The following is an 18,382-nucleotide window of genomic DNA, read 5'->3' as shown; positions in this document are numbered from 1 at the left end:
TGACAAGGATACGTCCGTACTGCTTCTTTGTACTCATTCCGGGGTTGGGGAAGAGTGCAAGAGAGCGCTCTCCGAATGGGAGTATCACTCACCGCGCGCCATCGATGCAAGGGAAATGAAAGTTTCATGTCCAAGACGCTGTCAGGCGGTTTCCCCGTGCCGGAGTGGTGCGTGTGACGCGGATCCTGCTGGTGACCCACGGCACCGACGGCGACGTGCTGCCCTTCGTCCGGCTCGGCGCCGAACTCCGCGCCGCCGGGCACGAGATCACCCTGCTCAGCCACGCACCTTACCGGGATCGCTGCGATCTTGACTTCGCGGCGATCGACACGCCGGCGGAGTTCGCCCGCCACCAGGCCGACACCGCCCATCTCATGGACACCCGGGGCGAGTCAAGCTGGCTCGGCTTCTACCTGCGCAACGGGCTCTTCGACCAGCTGCTCCGGGAATGCCGCCTCATGATGGCCGCCCATCGGCCGGGCGACACCGTCCTGGTGGGCCGCCACACCTCGGCGGTCTCGGTCCGCTTCGCGGCCGAACTGCTCGGCGCGCCCGTCGCCTGGGTGGCCGTCTCCCCTATCCAGGTCATGTCCGCCCGCCTCGCCGCCCACATGTACGGCACCGAACTCGCCCCCGGCTTCGCCCAGGTACGCGCCGAGCTCGGCCTGCCCGAGATCACCGACTGGCCGAAATGGTTCGCCGGGGCCGATCTCGACATCGGGTTGTGGCCGGGCTGGTTCGACCGGGCCGGGACGCGCGCGCCCGAGCGGTTCGCGCTGACCGGCTTCGCCGTACCGGACGAGGGGGAGGAGCGGCTGCCGGACGGGGCCGAGGAGGCGCTGGCCGATCGGCCGGTGCTGATCACCGGCGGGACCGGGCGCATGCTCAACACCCGTTTTTACGAGGCCGCCGTGGAGGGCTGCGCGGGCCGCCCGGCGCTGCTGGTGGTGCCGCACGAGGACCTGGTGCCCCGGCCGCTCCCGCCAGAGCTCACCTGGTTTCCCCGGCTGCCGTTCCGCCAGGTGATGCCCCGGGTCGCCGCGGTCGTGCACCACGGCGGCATCGGCACGCTCACCCGGGCGCTGGCCGCCGGGACCCCGCAGGTGGTGCTGGCCGACGGCGCCGACCGGCCGGACAACGCGTCCCGGCTGGCCCGGCTCGGGCTCGCCGCCTGGCTGCCGCCCGCCCGCTGGGGCGAGACCGCCGCCGCGCTCGGCGGCGTGCTGGCCGACCGCGGCCTGGCCGGACGGCTGCCCGGGGACCTCGATCCGTCGGCCGGGATCGCCGGGGCGGCCCGGCTGATCGAGAAGCTGGCCGATCCGGTTCCGCCCGCCCGGCCCAGACTCACCCCGCACCAGCGCCTCGCGCTCAGGAAACACCTCAGCGCGGCGAAGAAGGACCATCGATGAGAACGGGCGGCGCCCCGCCGGGGGACGCCGCCCGTTTTTCAGGTACTGGCCCGGATCACCAAGTGGGTGTCTAGGATGACCACGGGTTGTTCGAGCGGTTCGCCGTTGATCCGGGCCACCAGGAGCTGGACCATCTGTCGGCCCATGGATTCGGTCGGCTGATGAACGCTGGTGAGAGGGGGATCGGTGTGCAGGGCCACCTTGGAGTCCTCGAAACCGATCAGCGCGACGTCGCCGGGGACCGACTTGCCGCGTTCCCGGAGCACTCGGAGCGCTCCCACGGCCATCGGGTCGGAGGCCGCGAACACCGCGTCGAGGTCGCCGTGCCGGTCCAGCAGCTCGCGCATCGCCGTGGAGCCGCTCTCCTCGGAGAAGTCGCCGTACGACACCCGTTCCGGCGTGCCGGTGGCGAGCAGCGCGTCCCGGTAGCCGGCCAGCCGGTCCACGCCCACGCCCATGTCCTGCGGGCCCGCGATCGTGGCCACCCGGGACCGGCCGTTGCCCAGCAGGTACTTCACCGCCTGCCGGGCTCCGGCCCGGTTGTCCATGTCCACGTAGCTGTACGGATTGAGCCCCACCGGGCGACCGCCCAGCACGGTCGGCACGCCCAGGTTCTCCAGCCGCCCCGGCAGCGGGTCGGCGCCGTGCACCGAGGTCAGCAGAACGCCGTCCACGTGCTGCCCGGTCAGGTAGTTCTCCAGCCGGTCGTGCTCGTTCCTGTTCTGCGCCATGCTCAGGATCAGCTGCAGCCCGGTCTCGGCCAGCGCCGAGCCGATGCCGCGGATGAGCCCCGCGAAGTACGGCTCGTCGAACACGCGCTGCTCGGACTCCGACACCACCAGCGCGATGGTGTCGGTCCGATTGGTGACCAGGGTCCTGGCCGCCCGGTTCGGCACATATCCGAGTTCGTCGATGGCGAGCAGGACGGCGTCGCGGGCCTTGTCGCTCACCTTCGGCGACCCGTTGATGACCCGTGACACCGTGCCACGCCCGACCCCGGCCCTGGCCGCGACCGCTTCGAGAGTCGGTCTGGCGGCCAAGCGGCGGTCCCCGTTCATCAAATCTGCCCCCTCATCACTTGGGCCTATTCTGCCGGACCCCGAAGGCCTCCGTGCCGGATGGTCTCGGCGTACCAGAGAGCGCTATCTTTCAGGATCCTCGTCTGTGCTGAATAGTCCACATAGACCAGCCCGAACCGCTTGCCGTAGCCCCAGGCCCATTCGAAGTTGTCCATGAGGGACCAGGCGAAGTAGCCCTGCAGGGGCACGCCACCCTCGATGGCCTGGTGACAAACGCGCAGGTGGGTCTCGATGAAGGCGCGCCGCTCCACGTCGTGGACGGCGCCGTCCTCGGTCAGGACGTCGTCGTAGGCGGCGCCGTTCTCTGAAATGTACAGAGGAATGGCGGGGTACTCGCGGGCCAGCCGGGTGAGCACCTCGTACAGACCGGTCCCGTCCACCTCCCATCCCATGGACGTCACCGGGCGGCCCCCGTTGACGAAACCGACGTGCTCGCTGCCGACCCAGGGTGATCCGGAGTCGGTGGGCGCGGCGGCGGCCGACTGGGCTCCGCCGGGCGCGCCGGACACCGTGAACCGGCTGTAGTAGTTGATCAGCAGCATGTCCAGCGGCGCCGCGATCAGCGCCAGGTCGCCGTCCTTGATGAACTCTGGGCCGGTCAGGTGGCTCAGGTCCGCCAGCACGTCGTCCGGGTAGCGGCCGTACATGATCGCGTCCAGGAAGAAGCGGTTCTGCAGGCCGTCGATGCGGCGGGCCGCGTCCTGGTCGGCCTCGCTCTCGGTGGCCGGGGTGACCGCGTACAGGTTGACGCTGCCGCCGATCCTGGAGTCGGCGTGCTGGGCGCGCATCGCCTCCACGGCCAGGCCGTGGGCCAGGTTGAGGTGGTGCGCGGCGTGGAACGCCAGAGCGGGCTCACGCCGTCCCGGTGCGTGCTCCCCCGAGGCGTACCCCAGGAACGCCGCGCACCACGGTTCGTTGACGGTGCTCCAGTTCTTCACCCGGTCGCCGAGCGCCCCGTGCACCGCCGCCGCGTAGTCCGCGAAGCGCTTCGACGTGTCGCGTGACGGCCACCCGCCCGCGTCTTCCAGCGCCTGCGGCAGGTCCCAGTGGTAGAGCGTTATCCACGGGTCGATCCCGTAGCTGAGCAGCTCGTCCACCAGGCTCTTGTAGAAGTCCAGGCCCTTGGCGTTGATCGCGCCGCTGCCGAGCGGCTGGATCCGGGGCCAGGACACCGAGAACCGGTACGCCGACAGCCCGAGGTCGGCCATCAGGCGCACGTCGTCCCGGTAGCGGTTGTAGTGGTCGATCGCGACGTCGGCGTGCTCGCCGTTGACCACGTGGCCGGGCTGGCTGACGAAGGTGTCCCAGATCGACCGGCCACGGCCGTCGGTGCTGACAGCGCCCTCGATCTGGTACGCCGAGGTGGCAGCACCCCAGACGAATCCGGTGGGAAACACCAGACCCGGAGTATCGAGCTGGGTGTCTGTCTTCTGGGTGGTCACGCGTCCTCCTCGTTCGCCGGCCGTGTGACCGAGGCGCTTGATGGATGAATGGTTTCCGATCGCCGGCTCACTCCTTGACCGCGCCTTCCATGAGCCCGCCGATGATCTGGCGGCCGAAGAGGACGAAGACGAGCAGCAGCGGGATGATCGAGATCGTGGTGCCCGCGAAGATGAGCACGTAGTTCGTGGAGTATCGGTCATTCAGCGCCCGGAGCGCGACCTGCACGGTCGGGTTGTCCGGGGTCAGGATGATCAGCGGCCAGAGGAACTCGTTCCAGATCAGCATGAAGGTCTGGATGGCGAGCACCGCCATGCCGGGCCGGACCGCGGGGACCGCGACGTTCCACCAGATCCTGATCGTGTTGGCGCCGTCCACCCGGGCCGCCTCGACCAGCTCCCGCGGCACCGCCTGCCGGGTGTACTGGGTCATCAGGAAGACGCCGAACCCGTTCACCAGGAACGGGAGGATGACCGCCTTGAGGGTGTTCGTCCAGCCCAGCGTGACCATCATCTGGTACAGCGGGACGATGCCCATCTGCTGCAGGGGGACCATCATGGTCAGCACGACCGACAGCAGCAGCAGGTTGCGGCCGCGGAAGTTGAGCGAGGCGAACGCGAAACCGGCCAGCGTCGAGATCACCACGATGCCCACCGTGACCGTGGACGCGATGATGATCGAGTTGATGATGCCGGTCATGAAGTGGGCGTTCTCGGCGTCGAAGACCGCCTGGATGTTCTCGCCCAGGTTGCCGCCCGGCAGGAACGGCGGCGGCACGCTGTGCGCGTCCTCGTTGCTGCGGGTGGCGATGATGATCATCCAGTAGATCGGGAAGATCGACAGGAAGATCGCCAGGGCCAGCATGGCCTTGGTGAACGGGGTGGCCCGGAACGGGTCGAGCCGGGCGCTGCCCGCGCGGGAGGCCCTCGGCCGGGTCTGCGTCAGCGTGGTCATCGTGATCTCCCGAGGCCGCGGACGAGCGCGAAGTTGATCAAAGCGGAGATCAGGATCAGCAGGAACAGGATCCAGGCCGCCGCCGCGGCGTAGCCGTACTGGAAGTCACGGAAACCCTCCTTGACGATGAACATGGCCACCGTCTGGAACTGGCCCGTGGTGCCGCCGGTCATGAGCCCGGCGCCGAACATCACCGGCTCGGCGAACAGGGTGAAGCCGCCGATGGTGGAGACGATCACGGTGAAGATGATCGTGGGCTTGAGCAGGGGGACGGTGATCCCCCAGAACTGGCGCCGGGGGCTGGCGCCGTCGATCGCGGCCGCCTCGTACAGGTCCTTGGGGATGGTCTGCATGGCGGCCAGGTAGATGATCGCGTTGTAGCCGGTCCAGCGCCAGTCCACCATCGTGGCGATCGCGACCCAGGACGTCCATTTCTCGTTCTGCCAGTGGATGGCGTCCACCCCGAACAGGCTGAGCAGCCAGTTGACCAGGCCGTAGTCGCGCCCGTACAGCTGGGTGAAGACGACCGCCACCGCGACCACCGAGGTGATCAGCGGCGCGAGCACGCTCAGCCGCAGCACCAGCCGGCCGCGCAGCTTCTTGTTCAGCGCGTTGGCCAGCAGCAGCGCGAGCAGCAGCTGCGGCACCGTGGCGATCATGAAGATGCCCACGGTGTTGACGACGGAGTTCCAGAACTTGTCGTCAGCGAGGAGCTCGGTGTAGTTCTCCATGCCGATGAAGGTCTTGTCGCCGGCGAGCTGCCAGTCGTGCAGGGAGACCCAGAGCGTGAAGATCAGCGGGAAGATGCCGAAGATCGCGAAGAGCACGAAGTACGGGGAGACGAAGAAATAGGGCGCTGCCCGCAGGTCCAGCCAGGACAACAGCCGCCGGGGTCCTGGCGGCCGGGCGTGCCGCCGTTGGTTCGACGGCAGCATGCGGGTCCTATGGCCCGCGTCGACGTCGAGGCTCATCACGGAAACCTTTCGTGGAAGGAGCGGCCAGAGGGCGGGGGTCCGCTCTGGCCGCTCTTGAGTCGAGACGACCGGCCCGCCCGCGGGTGGCGGGGGGCCGGTGACGTTCGCGGCCGGGGGATCAGCCCGCGGCCTTGACGCCCTCCTCCACGAACCGGGTCCAGGCGTCGGCCCACTTGACCGAACCCTGGTCGGCGCCCACGAGGACCTCCTCCACGGCGGCCTTCACCTGGGCGTGCTTCTCACCGAAGAACACCGGCGACAGCTGCGCGACCGAGGCGGCGAAGATCGGCCCGCTCGGCGCGTCGTTGAAGTAGGCGTTCTTGGCGTCCGCGACGGCCGGGTCCTGCTGCGCGGGGAGGCTGCTCGGGAAGTTGCCGCCCTCCTTGAAGGCGGCGACCTGGCCGTCCTTGCCGGTCAGGTAGTTGAGGACCTCGGCGGCCTCCTTCGGGTGCTTGCTCTGCGACGGGACCATCAGCCAGGAGCCGCCCCAGTTGCCGCTGGCGCCGGGAACGGCCGCGACGTCCCAGTTGCCCTTGTTGGCGTCGCCGGAGGTGCCGGAGATGACGCCGAGCATCCAGCTCGGGCAGCCCATGGTGGCGAAGCCGCCCTTCTGCATGGCGGTGTTCCACTCCTCCGTCCAGGAGCGCAGCTTGGCCGTCAGACCGGCCGTGCTGAGCGTCTGCACGTAGTCGAACGCCGCCTTGACGCCCGGGTTCTTGTCGACGATGAGCGTCTGGTTCTGGTCGAAGTAGACCTGGCCGCCGTTCTTGCCGGCCTCCTGCGCGAGGACGGAGTTGTAGACGGTGTTGGCGCCGTCCACGAAACCGACCTTGGGCAGCGCGGCCTTGAACTTCTTGCCGGTCTCCAGGTACGCGTTCCAGTCCGGCCAGAGGGCGGAGACCTCGTCGCGGCTGGTGGGCAGGCCGGCCTGCTTGAACAGGTCGGTCCGGTAGCACATGGCCATGCCGCCGATGTCGGTGCCGAGCGCGTAGAGCTTGCCGTCCTTGTTGACGCCGGTGTTCCACTTGTACTCGGGGAAGTCGGCCTTGCGGCTGTCCAGGCCGTACTGGGACAGGTCGGCGAAGTACTGCGGGCGGGCCGACATGAGGCCCATCGCGCCCTCGTCCATGGCGATGACGTCGCCGGCGCCGCTGCCGGCCTCCAGCCACTGCAGCACCTGCGGCAGGTAGGTGTCCTCGAAGCGGTCGGTCAGGTTGACGTACTTGACCTGGATGTTGGGGTGGCTGGCGTTCCAGGCCGCGACCGCGTCGTCGTACGCGAAGTTCTCACCGCCGCCGAAGGTCTGGAGGGTGATCTCGACCTTCTCCGCCGGGGCCGACGCGGCGCCGCTGGCTCCGGCGGCGGGCGCCGGCTCGTCCGAACCGCAGGCGGCGGCCGACAAGGCAAGAGCGCCAACCGCGACGGCCGCGAGCAGCCTGCCGCGGCGCGTGTTGTTCATCATTCCGGACCCCTCTCAGGTGGTTCCCGAATCTCGTTTGGGGGCAGCTCCCGGACCAGTCCCCGACAACATGGCCCTGCGTTGAGTCTGCGTTGGGAGCGCTCCCACGAAGAGTCCACTATACGCAATGTCAGCGTCAATATGCCGAAACCTAACTGTTACTCCTAGACAGGTTGCACAGCTAGATTCCGGCATTTCATGACATAAGCCGCATGTAGGCATTTGGGAGCGCTCCCGTGCGCGTTCCAGGCTGCTACTCCCCGTGACATGCGCAGCTCCGCCGCCCCCCGGTTAGGAGGCCTCCGGCAGGGCGGCGTCGGCCACGCGGCAGCCGGCGCCCTGGCACCACTGCAGGGCGGCCAGGCGGCTGGACAGGTGGGCGATCAGGGCGGGATCCGCGCCGGCGACGAGGTTGTGGAGCTGGTTCGGGTCGGCGGCGAGGTCGTAGAGCTGGCTCTCGCCGGTCTCGTACTCGACGTAGCTGTGCCGCGCCGTGCGCAGCATCCGGTACGTCGGCGGCGACCCGGTGGCGTAGTCCGGCCGCACGAACTCCACCAGCACGGCGTCGCGCCAGCTCACCGGCCGGTTGTGCAGGATGGGCACCAGCGAGCGGCCCTCGCAGAAGCCGGGCAGGCGGGCGCCGGCGAGCTCGGCGAAGGTGGGGCCGAAGTCGACGCTGGAGCCGAGCACGTCGGTGCTGCGACCGGCCGCGACGCCGGGGCCGCGCACGATCATCGGCACCCGGATGTCCTCCTCGAAGGGCGTCGTCTTGCCGGGCCTGAGCCGGTGCTGGCCGAGATGGAAGCCGTTGTCTGAGGTGAGGAACAGGTAGGTGTTATCGAGCTTGCCGGTCCGGGTGAGCTCCGCCACCAGGTCGCCGACCAGGTCGTCCACGCCGAGCATGGCGCGCAGGCGGTCGCGGTACTGGCTGTCGATGGAGTCGATCGCGTTCTCCGACAGGGGTTTGCGCTTGCGCAGCCAGGCGGGTTCGGCGGAGACGTCGTGCTGGTCGAAGGCGGGCGTGCGCGGGGCGCGCGCGCCGGGGAACGCCTTCTCGTGGCGGGGGGCGTAGTTGGCGGGGCGGTGCGGGGCGACGGGGGACAGGTAGAGGAAGAACGGGTCGTCCTGGGCGGCGAAGCCGACGGCCTTGCGGGCCAGCACGTCGGTCAGGTAGTCCTCGGGCGCGTAGCCGTGACCGGCGAGCCTGCCGTTGTCGTTGAGCAGGTAGCCGTACTCCTGGTAGAGGTGCGTGACCGGGACCGCCCACTCGTCCCAGCCCGGAGGGATGTAGGTGTTCGAGACCCCGTCTGGGTACTGGTTGAGGTACTTGCCCATCAACGCGGTGCGGTATCCGGCTTCCTGCATCCAGGTCCCGAGCGTTGAGCCCTCCATGGCATGAAATTTCGGGAAACCGCCGGTCGGGTTGCGGTTGGAGGTCACACCATGGCTGTGCACGTACTGCGATCGGAGGATCGACGAGCGGGACGGGCAGCACCACGGGTTGGCGACGAAGAATCGTGAGAAGGTCGTGCCCTGCCGCATGAGCAATGATGAAATATTCGGAAACTTCCATAGGTCGTTGGTATCGAGATCATCGGTCAAGATGAAGATGATGTTCGGCTTGCCCGCCGTCTCCGGCAGCAGCGACCTCTCCGCGAGCGCGGGAAACGCCGAACCCAGCATCGCGACCACAGCCACCCAGACCCACCATTTACCCATGGACCAGATCATTGCCGTGCTGCCACCTGCGGAAACGTCCTGGCGCTCGGAGGGGGTGAAGATCGTGGCAGTTGTCCCGTGGGCGGCTGTTCACCGGTTGTTCCCTGTTCCGTCGCATCTGACGGCTACGGTGAGCCCGTCGTGAAAGGGTCCTCGGAGAGTTCGGACGGCCAGGCCGTCGCGTGGGTGGAATCCCCCTTACAGCTGCTGTGCGTGATCGAGGCACAGCATGCCGGTCTGCTCGGCCCGGCCACCACGGTCGTGCCGCGCTCGGGGCTGCCCGCGTTGCGCCGTACCCGCGCCGAGATGACCCGCCTCGACCTCCCGCCGGGACTGGAACTGGCCGAGCCCGCGGCGCGCATGCCCAAGCCCGGCAGGACCTGGGTGTTCGGGGACGCCTTCTCCGGCCGGGTGCAGCTCAACCTGCTCACCTCGGCCCCCCGCCGGGTCGTCCTGGTCGACGACGGGCTGGCCACGATCCGGCTGCTCGAGCTGCTGGTCGCCCGCCGCCCGCTGCTGCGCGCCCGGGTCAAATCCGGCCTGGCCCGCTCGATCCTCGGCGCCGCCGCCGGGCTGCGCCTGCGCGGCGGCAGGCTCTCGGTCTTCACCGCGCTCCCGGTTCCGGACGCGCTGGCCGAGGCCGTCCGGGCCCGCGGCGCCGAACTGGTGCGGCATGACTTCACCTGGCTGCGCTCCCAGCCCGGCGACGTCCCCCCCGACGAGCGGACCGTCGTGCTCGGCACCTCGCTGGTGCGCAACGGCCTGATCCACCGGGACGCGTACGTGAAGTGGCTGTCCGCCATCGACGAACCGGTCGCGTACTACCCGCACCGCCGCGAGGACCCCCGCGACCTGGAACGGGTCCGGCGCATCTCCGGCGTCACCGTGTACGAGACCGGCGCGCCCGCCGAGATGACGCTGCGCGGCCTGCGCCCGGACCAGCGGGTGCTCAGCCTGCCGTCCACGGCCGTCACCTCGCTGCGCATCCTGCTGCGGGCCCGCGGCGTCTCGATCGAGACCGTCGAGGTCCCCGACGACTGGTGGACGGCCTCCGCCGGTCCGTCCCTGCGTTCCCACCTCCAACTCTTCGCCCATGAAAGGGTTGCTCCTTGACCCGCGCCACCCCTGACCGCCTGCTCGTCCCGCTGCCCCTGCGCGTGCTCGCCGTCGCCGACTCCGACTCCTACCTGAAATGGGCGGCGGGCCTGCTCGACGCCGCGCCCCAGGGCTGGACCACGGAACTCGCGGTCGTCCGCACCCCGATCACCCCGTCGCCCGGGCAGATCGCGGCGGCCGTGAGCGGCACCCGCTTCGACGCGGCGCGGTCGCCCGCGCAATCGCCGGACGAGGAGGGGCCGACGCAGGTGCTCGGCGCCCGCGGCCTGCGCAAGGCGGCCGAGCGGTTCCGTCCCGACGTGGTGCTGCTGGCCTGCACGGGACCGGTGGTGGACGCGCTGGCCGCCGAGGTGCTGGCCGGGCTGAAGCCGCGGCCGGTGTTCGCGACCGGGCTGCCCGGGATCTCGGTGCCCGCGACCGAGAAGGCCTGGCTGTTCCGCAGCGGCTGCGATCTGTTCATCCTGCACAGCGGCCGTGAGGTGGGGGAGTTCACCGAGCTGGCGGGGGAGCTGGGCGGGGGCGGGGAGATCGCGCTGGCCCGCCTGCCGTACCTGGATCTGGGGAGCCGGGGGAGCGGCGATCGGGTGATCTTCGCGACCCAGGCCAAGGTCCCGGCCAAGCGAGAGGATCGCGAGAACATCCTGCTCGCGCTGCAGTCGCTCGCCGACGCCCGGCCCGAGCTCGACATCGTGGTCAAGCTCCGGGCCCGCGACGACGAGCGCCAGACCCACAACGAGCGCCACCACTACGAACGCCTCTGGACCACGATGGCCGCCGACGGCCGGGTCCGGGCCGGGGCGGTCCGCTTCGAGGCCGGCCCCATGCACGAGCACCTGGCCCGCGCGGGCGGATTCGTGACGGTCAGCTCGACCGCCGCCCTGGAGGCCATCGCCCAGGACGTCCCGCTGCTGATCCTGTCCGACTTCGGCGTCAGCGCCGAAATGATCAACCTCGTCTTCGAGGGCAGCGGCACCCTCGGCACCCTCGACGACCTGGCCAAAGCCGACTTCCGCACCCCCGCCCCCGACTGGTGCCAGGCCAACTACTTCCACGACGCCGCCACCAGCGACTGGATCCCCCGCCTCTCCGCCCTCGTCGTCGCCGCCCGCGAGGGCACCCTCACCCCGGCCCGCTCCCTCCTCGACGGCTCCGCCCACGCCTCCGCCCGCCGCCGCGCCCGCCTCCGCATCGAAATCCCCCCACGCGTCCTCAGGTACGGCTACCGCACCAAACGCCGAATCCGCCGCTACCTGAAACCCTTCTGAGGCGTTCGTCGGATCGATCCCGCCGACGTCCTTATCGGCTGGCCGAAAACCGGCCGGTTATGAGCTGGCATGATCGGATATCTCTTAGAAGTAGCCAGCGAAGCCCTTGGTGACGGGGGCGGTGGGAGAATTGCCGAACGAGTGGGTGGTGCCGGTCTTTGTGATGATCGTGTAGCCGTTTGTGGTGTGGGCGATGTCTGCGGCTTCCGGTGATCCGGTGGGCAGGTCGCCCAGGTGTTTCGCGTCGCCGAAGGCGTAGACGTGGCCGGTTTTGTCGAGGAGGACGTAACCCTTGCCGGTGGGTGTCGCGGACATGGCGACGATGGCGGCGTCGAAGGTGGTGGCGTTGCCGTGCCAAGGGGCCGTGCCGTGGATTTGGCCGGCGGAGGTTAGGAGCCAGTAGCCGTCTTTGGTTGCCTCTATGTCGATAAATCTGCCTGAATAGCCTTCTGGGCTGCGGGTTGGCTTCTTGCCCGGGGCGAAGACGCGGCCGAAAGCGTCGGTCAGCAGGAGGCCGTCGTCCGTGGTCGTGATCGCCGTGATGCCGGCCTTGATCGTGGGGTACGGCTTCGCGTCGCCGTACGGGAAGATCTGGCCGGTCGAGCTCGCCAGCCAGTAGCCGTTGCCCGTCCGGGTCGCGGCGGCGTCGACGATTCGGCCGGTCATGGTGGTCGGCGCGCGGTGGGGGAGTGGGCCGCCGAACGCTTGGCCTGTCGAGGTCACCGAGAGGAGGGCGGTTCCGATGGGGTGGATGCCGCCGCCGTTGACGACTTCTTCGTAGGTGGGGGCGCCGCCGCCGTACGACAGGATGCCGATGTTCGCGGGGGAGCGGACCACGCCCGCGACGCTGTAGGAGGCCCAGAAGCTGTCGAGGACGCCGCCGTGCCAGCGCATCGGGTTTCGGACGACCTTTGAGTTCTGGCCGACGGTCATCACGTTGCGGGTGCCGTCCCGATTGGCGGTGATGGATTCGACGATCACGACGTGGCCGGCCTGGCCGGTGCGGTTCATGACGATCATGTCGCCGGGGACGATGTCGGTGATCGCGCCGTTGGGCTGGGGTGCCATCCGCAGCGCCGACGCCTTGGTGAAGATGTGCGAGGCGATGCCGACCCCGGCGAAGATGCCCTTGTGCCAGCCGCGCCGCTGGTAGAAGCGCTGGGCCAGCTCCACGCACTGCCACCAGTTGGACGAGACGCCGCCCACGTGCGGCTGGCCGGCGCAGGTCGGCGCGGTGCTGCTCGCGCAGATCGGCACCCCGCCCCCGGCGAACCAGGCGGTCCCGGCCATCCGGAGCGGCGCTCCGGCGGATGCCTCCGCCGGGCCGCCCGCCAGCAGACCCAGAACCATTCCCGCCGTGATGATCTTCCGCAAGGCTCGTCCTTCCGTCGCGAATGCCATCCGGAAGCTTGCCGATAAAGCAGAAGAATCGCCGCGTTAATGCCCTTTAGGTATGCGTCTCAGTTAATTCGGTTATGTCGTAATTCAGGCGGCGAGGGTGGCGTGCATCTCCCAGACCAGGATCTCGGCCGGGTCGATCGCGGTCACCCGCTGGCCGCCGGTCGCCGTGAACCGGACCGCGTCGCCCTCGCCGAGCGCGCCCGCCCCTTCGAGGGTGACCGAGCCGCGCGGGACGAACAGGTGCAGGAACGGCGCTTCGGGCAGGTCCACCGAGTCGCCGGGCTCCAGGCGCGCGACGTGCAGGGCCGCGTACTTGTTCTTGATCCGGATCGCGGCGTCATGGCCGGGCATGCCCGAAGCGACGATCGCGAGCTTGCCGCGCAGCAGTGCGTCGTCGAGTTCCAGCTGCTCGTAGCCAGGGGCGATCCGAGCCTCGTCCGGAACCACCCACATCTGGACGAAATGCACAGGCTCCTCGTGCTTCGCCCCTTCCAGACGCCAGGAGTCGTTCTTCTCCGAGTGCAGAATGCCCGTTCCCGCGCTCATCCGCTGGGCCAGGCCCGGATAGATCACGCCGGAGTGCCCTTCGGAGTCCTGGTGCACCAGCGACCCGCGCAGCACCCAGGTGACGATCTCCATGTCCTGGTGCGGATGGGTCTCAAAACCCATGCCCGGAGTGACGATGTCGTCGTTGTTGACCAGCAGCAGGCCGTGATGCGTGTTGCGCGGGTCGTGGTGGTGTCCGAAGGAGAAGGAATGCTTGGAGTCGAGCCAGCCGATCCGCGTCTTGTACCGATCGCCCGCCCGCCGGACGTCCATACCGGGCGTCACCGTGACCATCGTGTGCCTCCAGTCGAGTTGGTTGAAAAGTTAACCATTCTCAGACTGGGGATGTTCCCGGCCTACCGGCCGCGGATCAGGGAGCGGAGGCGGGAGCGGGGTTGGGTGGGGAGGTTGAGGGATTCCAGGCGGCGGCGTTTGAAGTAGCGGATGGGGCCGTTGGATTCCAGGTAGGAGTGGGCGGGGTCGCGGAGTTCGGGGTGGGCGGTGGGTTGCATGCAGTACGCGACCGCGCTGATCAGGCCGGGGAGGTCGATCTTGGGTGGGTCGGTGAGGGAGCCGTCGGTGTCGAGGCGGGGGAAGGTGGCGTCGGCGATGGTGACCGGGACGCGGTTGCTGTTCTCGTAGGGGGTGAGGCGTTCCAGGAGGAGTTCGGTGCCCATCGTGGCCACGGGCAGGCCGAAGAAGAGTTTGGCCGTGGTCAGGGCCGTGGAGAAGCAGCTGACCACGAGCTTTGGCCGTACCGCGGCGAAAAGGGCCTCGGCGGGGGTGCCCTCGGCGGGGAAGGTGAGCCGGGCGCCCAGGTCGGCGGCGAGGCGGCGCAGTTCGCGGCCCTGGCGGTGGCGGGCGGCCGGGTGCGGCTGGAAGATCACCTCGCGGTGGCCGCGGGCGACGACGGCGCGCAGCATCCCGGCGTGCAGCTGGTTCTCCTCGTCCTCGGTGAGGATGCCCAGGGACGAGAGGTACTGCCCGAGGATGATCGCCTCGCCGTAGACCGCCGGGGTCTCGATCTTGGGGAAGTACTCGGCGGGGATGGTCTCGGCGGGCACGCCGTACTCGCTGAGCAGGAGCGGGGCGACGCCGGGGACCAGGCCGAGGTGGATCAGGCGGGTGACCCGGGAGGAGATCTCGCCGGGCAGCACGTCGCGGGTCGGGCTGTGGGCCATCAGGCCGTCGGAGTAGACCGTGATCGGGCAGTCCTTGAACAGGCCCGGCAGGCTGCGCGCGGGCGGCACGATCACCGACTCCAGCACGAGTTCCCGCAGGTCCGTGACGCCGAGGTGGGACAGCAGCAGGCGGCCCAGCATCGGGACCTCGATCGTGCGGGCCTTCCACTCCGACGGGTGCAGCGGCGCGATGATCTCGTTCCACGAGTGCACCTCGTCGAAGCGGTCCCGCAGGGTGGCGAAGGCCGGCGTTTCGTCCAGGCCGAGCGAGATCTCCGGGATGTCCGCGTTGTTGGTCACGATCAGCACCCGCCGCCCCGACGGGCTGAACGCGCCGGAATCGATCGCGGCCGCGAGCGTCATCGCGCCGAACAGGCGGGAGGCGTGGAACACCGTCGTCATGTGGGCCTCAGCAGGGCGCGGCGGTCAGGGTCCAGGGTGCCGAGCGCGTCGGCCACCAGGTCGGCGGGCAATCCCGCCAGGGTCGCCGCGCCGCGCTCGGCGAAACGCGCCGCGGTGTCCGGGGTGAGACGGTCGCTCATCTCAAGGTGATTGGCGAGCAACGCGACGAACGTCCGGATCGCCTTCGCCCGGAACGGATCCTCGACCTCGGCCAGGACCAGGTCGAAGGCGTCGAAGAAGTGCAGCTGGCGCTCGTCGCCGATCCGGGTCAGCGACTGCGGCAGGCCGCGCCGGTAGAACACGCCCGACAGCGAGACCACCGCGAACGACTTGGCCCGCTGGTGCAGCCGCCAGATCCACGGCCGGTCCTCGGCGGTGTGCAGGCCGTCCGGGAAGGCGAGCAGGTCGCCGAGCTCGCGGCGGTAGATGCCCGCCCACGCGTACGGATAGTCGACCATGGTCTTCGCGGCCGTCGGCAGGATCGCGTCGCGCGGATCCAGGACCACGTCACGGCGGGCCTCCGGGGCGCGATGCGGCTCCCGCTTGCGGCCGTCCGACTGGACGTGGTCGACCCGGACGAAGTCGCAGCCGAGGCCGTCGATCGCGGCGACCAGCGCCACCAGGTAGCCGCGCCCGATCCAGTCGTCCCCGTCCAGGAACGTCACATACCGCCCGGACGCCAGCTTCAGCCCCGCGTTCCGCGCGCTCGCCAGCCCGGCCGCCTCGGCGTGCCTGATCACGTGCAGTGCGGGCAGTTCGTCCCGGAACTCGGCCACGATCTCGCCGGTCGCGTCCGCGGAGCCGTCGTCGACGACGATCACCTCGAAGTCCGCGCGCGCGTTGCGCGCCAGCGAGGTCAGGGCGTCCGCGATATACGGCTCGCCGTCCCGCACCGGCACGATGACCGACAGCGTGATCAAGATCCTCCTCCGAGGGCTCGGGCGGTCCTGGTCAGACCGTCACGCGGCGCAGGCGGGCCCGGGGGGCCTCCTCGCCGGGGAAGACCCGCTTGACGCCGTCGCCCAGCGCCGACTCGATGATCCGGATGTCCCGGACCAGGTGCTCGAGGCCGCTCGGCTCCAGCGAGGCCGCGTGATCGGAACCCCACATCGTGCGGTCCAGGGTGATATGGCGCTCCACCGTGACCGCGCCCAGCGTAACCGCCGCGAGCGAGATCTGCAGGCCGCGCTCGTGGCCGGAATAGCCGACGGGCACGCCGTACCGGTCCTGGAGGGTGACGATCGTGCGGAGGTTGGCCTCCTCCGGCGGCAGCGGGTACGTCGAGGTGGCGTGCATCATCACGAGCTTCGACGTGCCGAGGATCTCCACCGCCTTGTCGATCTCCTCCAGCGTGGACATGCCGGTGGACAGGATGATCGGCTTGCCGGTGGCGGCCAGCGCCCGCAGCAGCTCGTGGTCGGTCACCGAGGCCGAGGCCACCTTGTGGGTGACCACGTCCATCTCTTCCAGGAACTGCACCGACGGCACGTCCCACGGGGAGGCGAACCAGTCGATGCCGCGCTCCTCGCAGTACTTGGCGATCTGGGTGTACTCGTCGCGGCCGAACTCGGTGCGGATCTTGTACTCCAGGTACGTCATCTCGCCCCACGGCGTCTGCCGCATCTGGCCGCGCTGCTCCGGCGGCACGCAGATCTCCGGGGTGCGCTTCTGGAACTTGACCGCCTGGCAGCCCGCCTCCACGGCCACGTCGATCAGGCGGCGGGCGATGTCCACGTCGCCGTTGTGGTTGATGCCGATCTCGCCGATCACGTACACCGGGTGGCCCGGACCGAGCAGGGCGTCGCCGATCCGTACGCTGGGGGACTGGGCCGGGCGGGGGCGGAAGGTCAGCGGGCTCAGCGGCGGCTGCTCCGTCTCCGCCAGCGGCGGGCGGGCGGCCAGCACCCGGTCGCAGAGCTCGCGGACCGCGCCGGCGCCACCCGAGCGGGTGAGCACGACCCGGGCGGCGGCCCGCACCCTCGGATGCGCGTCCGGCACCGCGACCGGCCAGCCCACCAGTTGCATGCAGGCCAGGTCGTTCAGGTCGTTGCCGACGTAGGCCACTCGGGCCGGGTCCAGGCCCTCGATGGCGAGCCAGTCCCGCAGCGCCGTCTGCTTGGTGTTCAGCCCCTGCAGCACCGGCACGCCCAGCTTGCGCGCCCGGGCCGCCACCACCGGGTTCTGCTCGGTCGACAGCACCAGCAGCTTGACCCCCGACCGCTTGAGCAGCGCCACGCCCATGCCGTCCGACCGGCTCACCGCGACCATCTCCCGGCCCTCGGAGTCCACGTAGGCCCGGTCGTCGGTGTGCACCCCGTCGAAGTCGGTGATCACCGCGTCCACGTCGATCGGCTGCGGCTCGTCCACGAAGGGCGCCAGGGCCCGCACGATCTCGAGATCCTCGGGCGTGTCCACCTCGACCGCGTGCCGGGCCGGGACCGGCTGCACGGCCACGACGCCGAAGAACCGGTGCCCGCGCTCGCGCAGCCCCGCCGTCCGCATCACGTAGAACGCGCCGGTCTCCCGGTAGTGCGGGTCGCGGTCCTGGCGGCGCGGCCGGTGCGCCGGGTCGTGATTGATCCCGTCGCCGTCGATGTTCCAGATGAACTCGAAGGTCTCCATGCCCGAGAAGACCACGTCGGCCTCGCCGTCGAGCACCTTCGCGATGGCCGCGTCCAGGTCCTTGGGGTCGATGAAGGCGCTGGTGCACTGCACCAGGATCACGATCTCCGGCTCCTCGCCGAGCGCGTCCAGCACGTGCAGCACCGCCGACTCGCTGGACGCCGTCCCGCCGCTCAGATCCGCCGGCCGCGGCACCACCCGCGCCCCCGCCTGCTCGGCCGCGTCCGCGATCCCCGCGTGATCGGTGCTCACCACGACCGTGTCGACCAGCTCCGCGCGCACGCACGTCGCCACCGCCCGGGACACCAGCGGCGTCCCGCCCACACGCTCCAGGTTCTTCAGCGGAACCCCCACCGAACCTCCACGGGCAGGAACAACGGCAAGCACTCGCACGGGACACTCCTCTTACCTGCGATGACACGCTTATGCCCCGAGCCCGGGGGTGCCTGGAAACCTAGCCATGAGGGTGACCCGCAAGGGGATGAGCAGCTGAACGGCCAGGGGCATGAATCTGAACATTCCGTGCCGCCGGATGGACCACTGCCCCCCTCATCTGGAGCGCAAGTGGTTCTGGTCGCCGCCGCGGCCCGGCGGATTGAATGGAGGTAAGCGAGCGTCATTCGCTCCCGCCAACCAAGCTTGAGCTGCCGGTTCCCACCGCTCCGCTCTGCAAGACGCCCGTCCGGAGAAGCCCCCGTATCGTCCGGACGGGCCGCCCCCGATGGTGATCCTCTCACCGCCCCAAATCGGGGGCCCTAGACCCTCGCCAGAGGGGTCGCAGGCCCGCCGGGCTCAGCCGGCGGGCCTGCCGTGTT

Annotated in this window: 14 protein-coding genes; 3 read left to right on the top strand and 11 right to left on the bottom strand. The window is 69.7% G+C overall.

Features of this window, described 5'->3' with window-relative positions:
• Nucleotides 1–173: 173 nt before the first annotated feature.
• A complete protein-coding gene (locus Amac_RS10640) occupies nucleotides 174–1,409 on the top strand; it encodes a glycosyltransferase (protein ID WP_155354166.1) in 1,236 nt (411 codons plus the stop codon).
• A gap of 38 nt (nucleotides 1,410–1,447) precedes the next feature.
• On the opposite strand, the gene Amac_RS10635 is transcribed toward Amac_RS10640, so the two are convergent.
• The 6 genes from Amac_RS10635 to Amac_RS10610 form a co-directional block, all read right to left on the bottom strand.
• Complete coding sequence (locus Amac_RS10635; RefSeq protein ID WP_155346452.1) at nucleotides 1,448–2,467, bottom strand: LacI family DNA-binding transcriptional regulator; 1,020 nt, start codon at nucleotides 2,465–2,467, stop codon at nucleotides 1,448–1,450.
• Nucleotides 2,468–2,493: 26 nt separating this feature from the next.
• Nucleotides 2,494–3,930, bottom strand: a complete 1,437-nt coding sequence (locus Amac_RS10630; RefSeq protein WP_155354165.1) for a GH1 family beta-glucosidase — start codon at nucleotides 3,928–3,930, stop codon at nucleotides 2,494–2,496.
• A 67-nt stretch (nucleotides 3,931–3,997) separates the two neighbouring features.
• Nucleotides 3,998–4,882, bottom strand: coding sequence for a carbohydrate ABC transporter permease (locus Amac_RS10625; RefSeq protein ID WP_155354164.1), 885 nt, complete (start codon nucleotides 4,880–4,882; stop codon nucleotides 3,998–4,000).
• Nucleotides 4,879–5,853: a carbohydrate ABC transporter permease gene (locus Amac_RS10620; protein WP_155354163.1), complete on the bottom strand. Its 975-nt coding sequence runs from the start codon at nucleotides 5,851–5,853 to the stop codon at nucleotides 4,879–4,881. The genes Amac_RS10625 and Amac_RS10620 overlap by 4 nt, the downstream gene beginning before the upstream one ends.
• Nucleotides 5,854–5,974: 121 nt before the next feature.
• Nucleotides 5,975–7,318, bottom strand: a complete 1,344-nt coding sequence (locus Amac_RS10615; RefSeq protein ID WP_155354162.1) for an ABC transporter substrate-binding protein — start codon at nucleotides 7,316–7,318, stop codon at nucleotides 5,975–5,977.
• Nucleotides 7,319–7,606: 288 nt separating this feature from the next.
• A complete protein-coding gene (locus Amac_RS10610; protein WP_246268236.1) occupies nucleotides 7,607–9,034 on the bottom strand; it encodes a sulfatase family protein in 1,428 nt (475 codons plus the stop codon).
• Nucleotides 9,035–9,175: 141 nt separating this feature from the next.
• On the opposite strand from Amac_RS10610, the gene Amac_RS10605 reads away from it, so the two are divergent.
• Together Amac_RS10605 and Amac_RS10600 are read left to right on the top strand one after the other, a co-directional pair.
• Nucleotides 9,176–10,147 (top strand): hypothetical protein, encoded by a 972-nt coding sequence (locus Amac_RS10605; RefSeq protein WP_155354160.1) that lies wholly within the window; start codon nucleotides 9,176–9,178, stop codon nucleotides 10,145–10,147.
• Nucleotides 10,144–11,415, top strand: coding sequence for a DUF6716 putative glycosyltransferase (locus Amac_RS10600; RefSeq protein ID WP_246268234.1), 1,272 nt, complete (start codon nucleotides 10,144–10,146; stop codon nucleotides 11,413–11,415). Before Amac_RS10605 ends, Amac_RS10600 begins: the two co-directional genes overlap by 4 nt.
• 84 nt (nucleotides 11,416–11,499) lie before the next feature.
• Here the strand turns inward: Amac_RS10600 and Amac_RS10595 are convergent, their stop codons facing one another.
• The 5 genes from Amac_RS10595 to Amac_RS10575 all read right to left on the bottom strand — a co-directional run bounded on the left by Amac_RS10595 (nucleotide 11,500) and on the right by Amac_RS10575 (nucleotide 17,954).
• A complete protein-coding gene (locus Amac_RS10595; RefSeq protein WP_170322427.1) occupies nucleotides 11,500–12,789 on the bottom strand; it encodes a CHAP domain-containing protein in 1,290 nt (429 codons plus the stop codon).
• A gap of 111 nt (nucleotides 12,790–12,900) precedes the next feature.
• Nucleotides 12,901–13,647: a pirin family protein gene (locus Amac_RS10590; RefSeq protein WP_218041004.1), complete on the bottom strand. Its 747-nt coding sequence runs from the start codon at nucleotides 13,645–13,647 to the stop codon at nucleotides 12,901–12,903.
• Between the two features lie 71 nt (nucleotides 13,648–13,718).
• Nucleotides 13,719–14,945, bottom strand: a complete 1,227-nt coding sequence (locus Amac_RS10585) for a polysialyltransferase family glycosyltransferase (protein WP_155354157.1) — start codon at nucleotides 14,943–14,945, stop codon at nucleotides 13,719–13,721.
• Nucleotides 14,942–15,865 carry a glycosyltransferase family 2 protein gene (locus Amac_RS10580; RefSeq protein ID WP_155354156.1) on the bottom strand — a complete coding sequence of 308 codons (924 nt, stop codon included), beginning with the start codon at nucleotides 15,863–15,865 and terminating at the stop codon, nucleotides 14,942–14,944. Before Amac_RS10580 ends, Amac_RS10585 begins: the two co-directional genes overlap by 4 nt.
• A gap of 31 nt (nucleotides 15,866–15,896) precedes the next feature.
• Nucleotides 15,897–17,954 carry an N-acetylneuraminate synthase family protein gene (locus tag Amac_RS10575; RefSeq protein WP_281356269.1) on the bottom strand — a complete coding sequence of 686 codons (2,058 nt, stop codon included), beginning with the start codon at nucleotides 17,952–17,954 and terminating at the stop codon, nucleotides 15,897–15,899.
• Nucleotides 17,955–18,382: the final 428 nt, after the last annotated feature.

Origin of the sequence: Acrocarpospora macrocephala (assembly GCF_009687865.1) — a bacterium.
In the GTDB taxonomy this organism is placed as follows: domain Bacteria; phylum Actinomycetota; class Actinomycetes; order Streptosporangiales; family Streptosporangiaceae; genus Acrocarpospora; species Acrocarpospora macrocephala.
The sequence above is the reverse complement of the archived record's forward strand: the minus strand, read 5'-3'. Positions and strand labels throughout refer to the sequence as shown.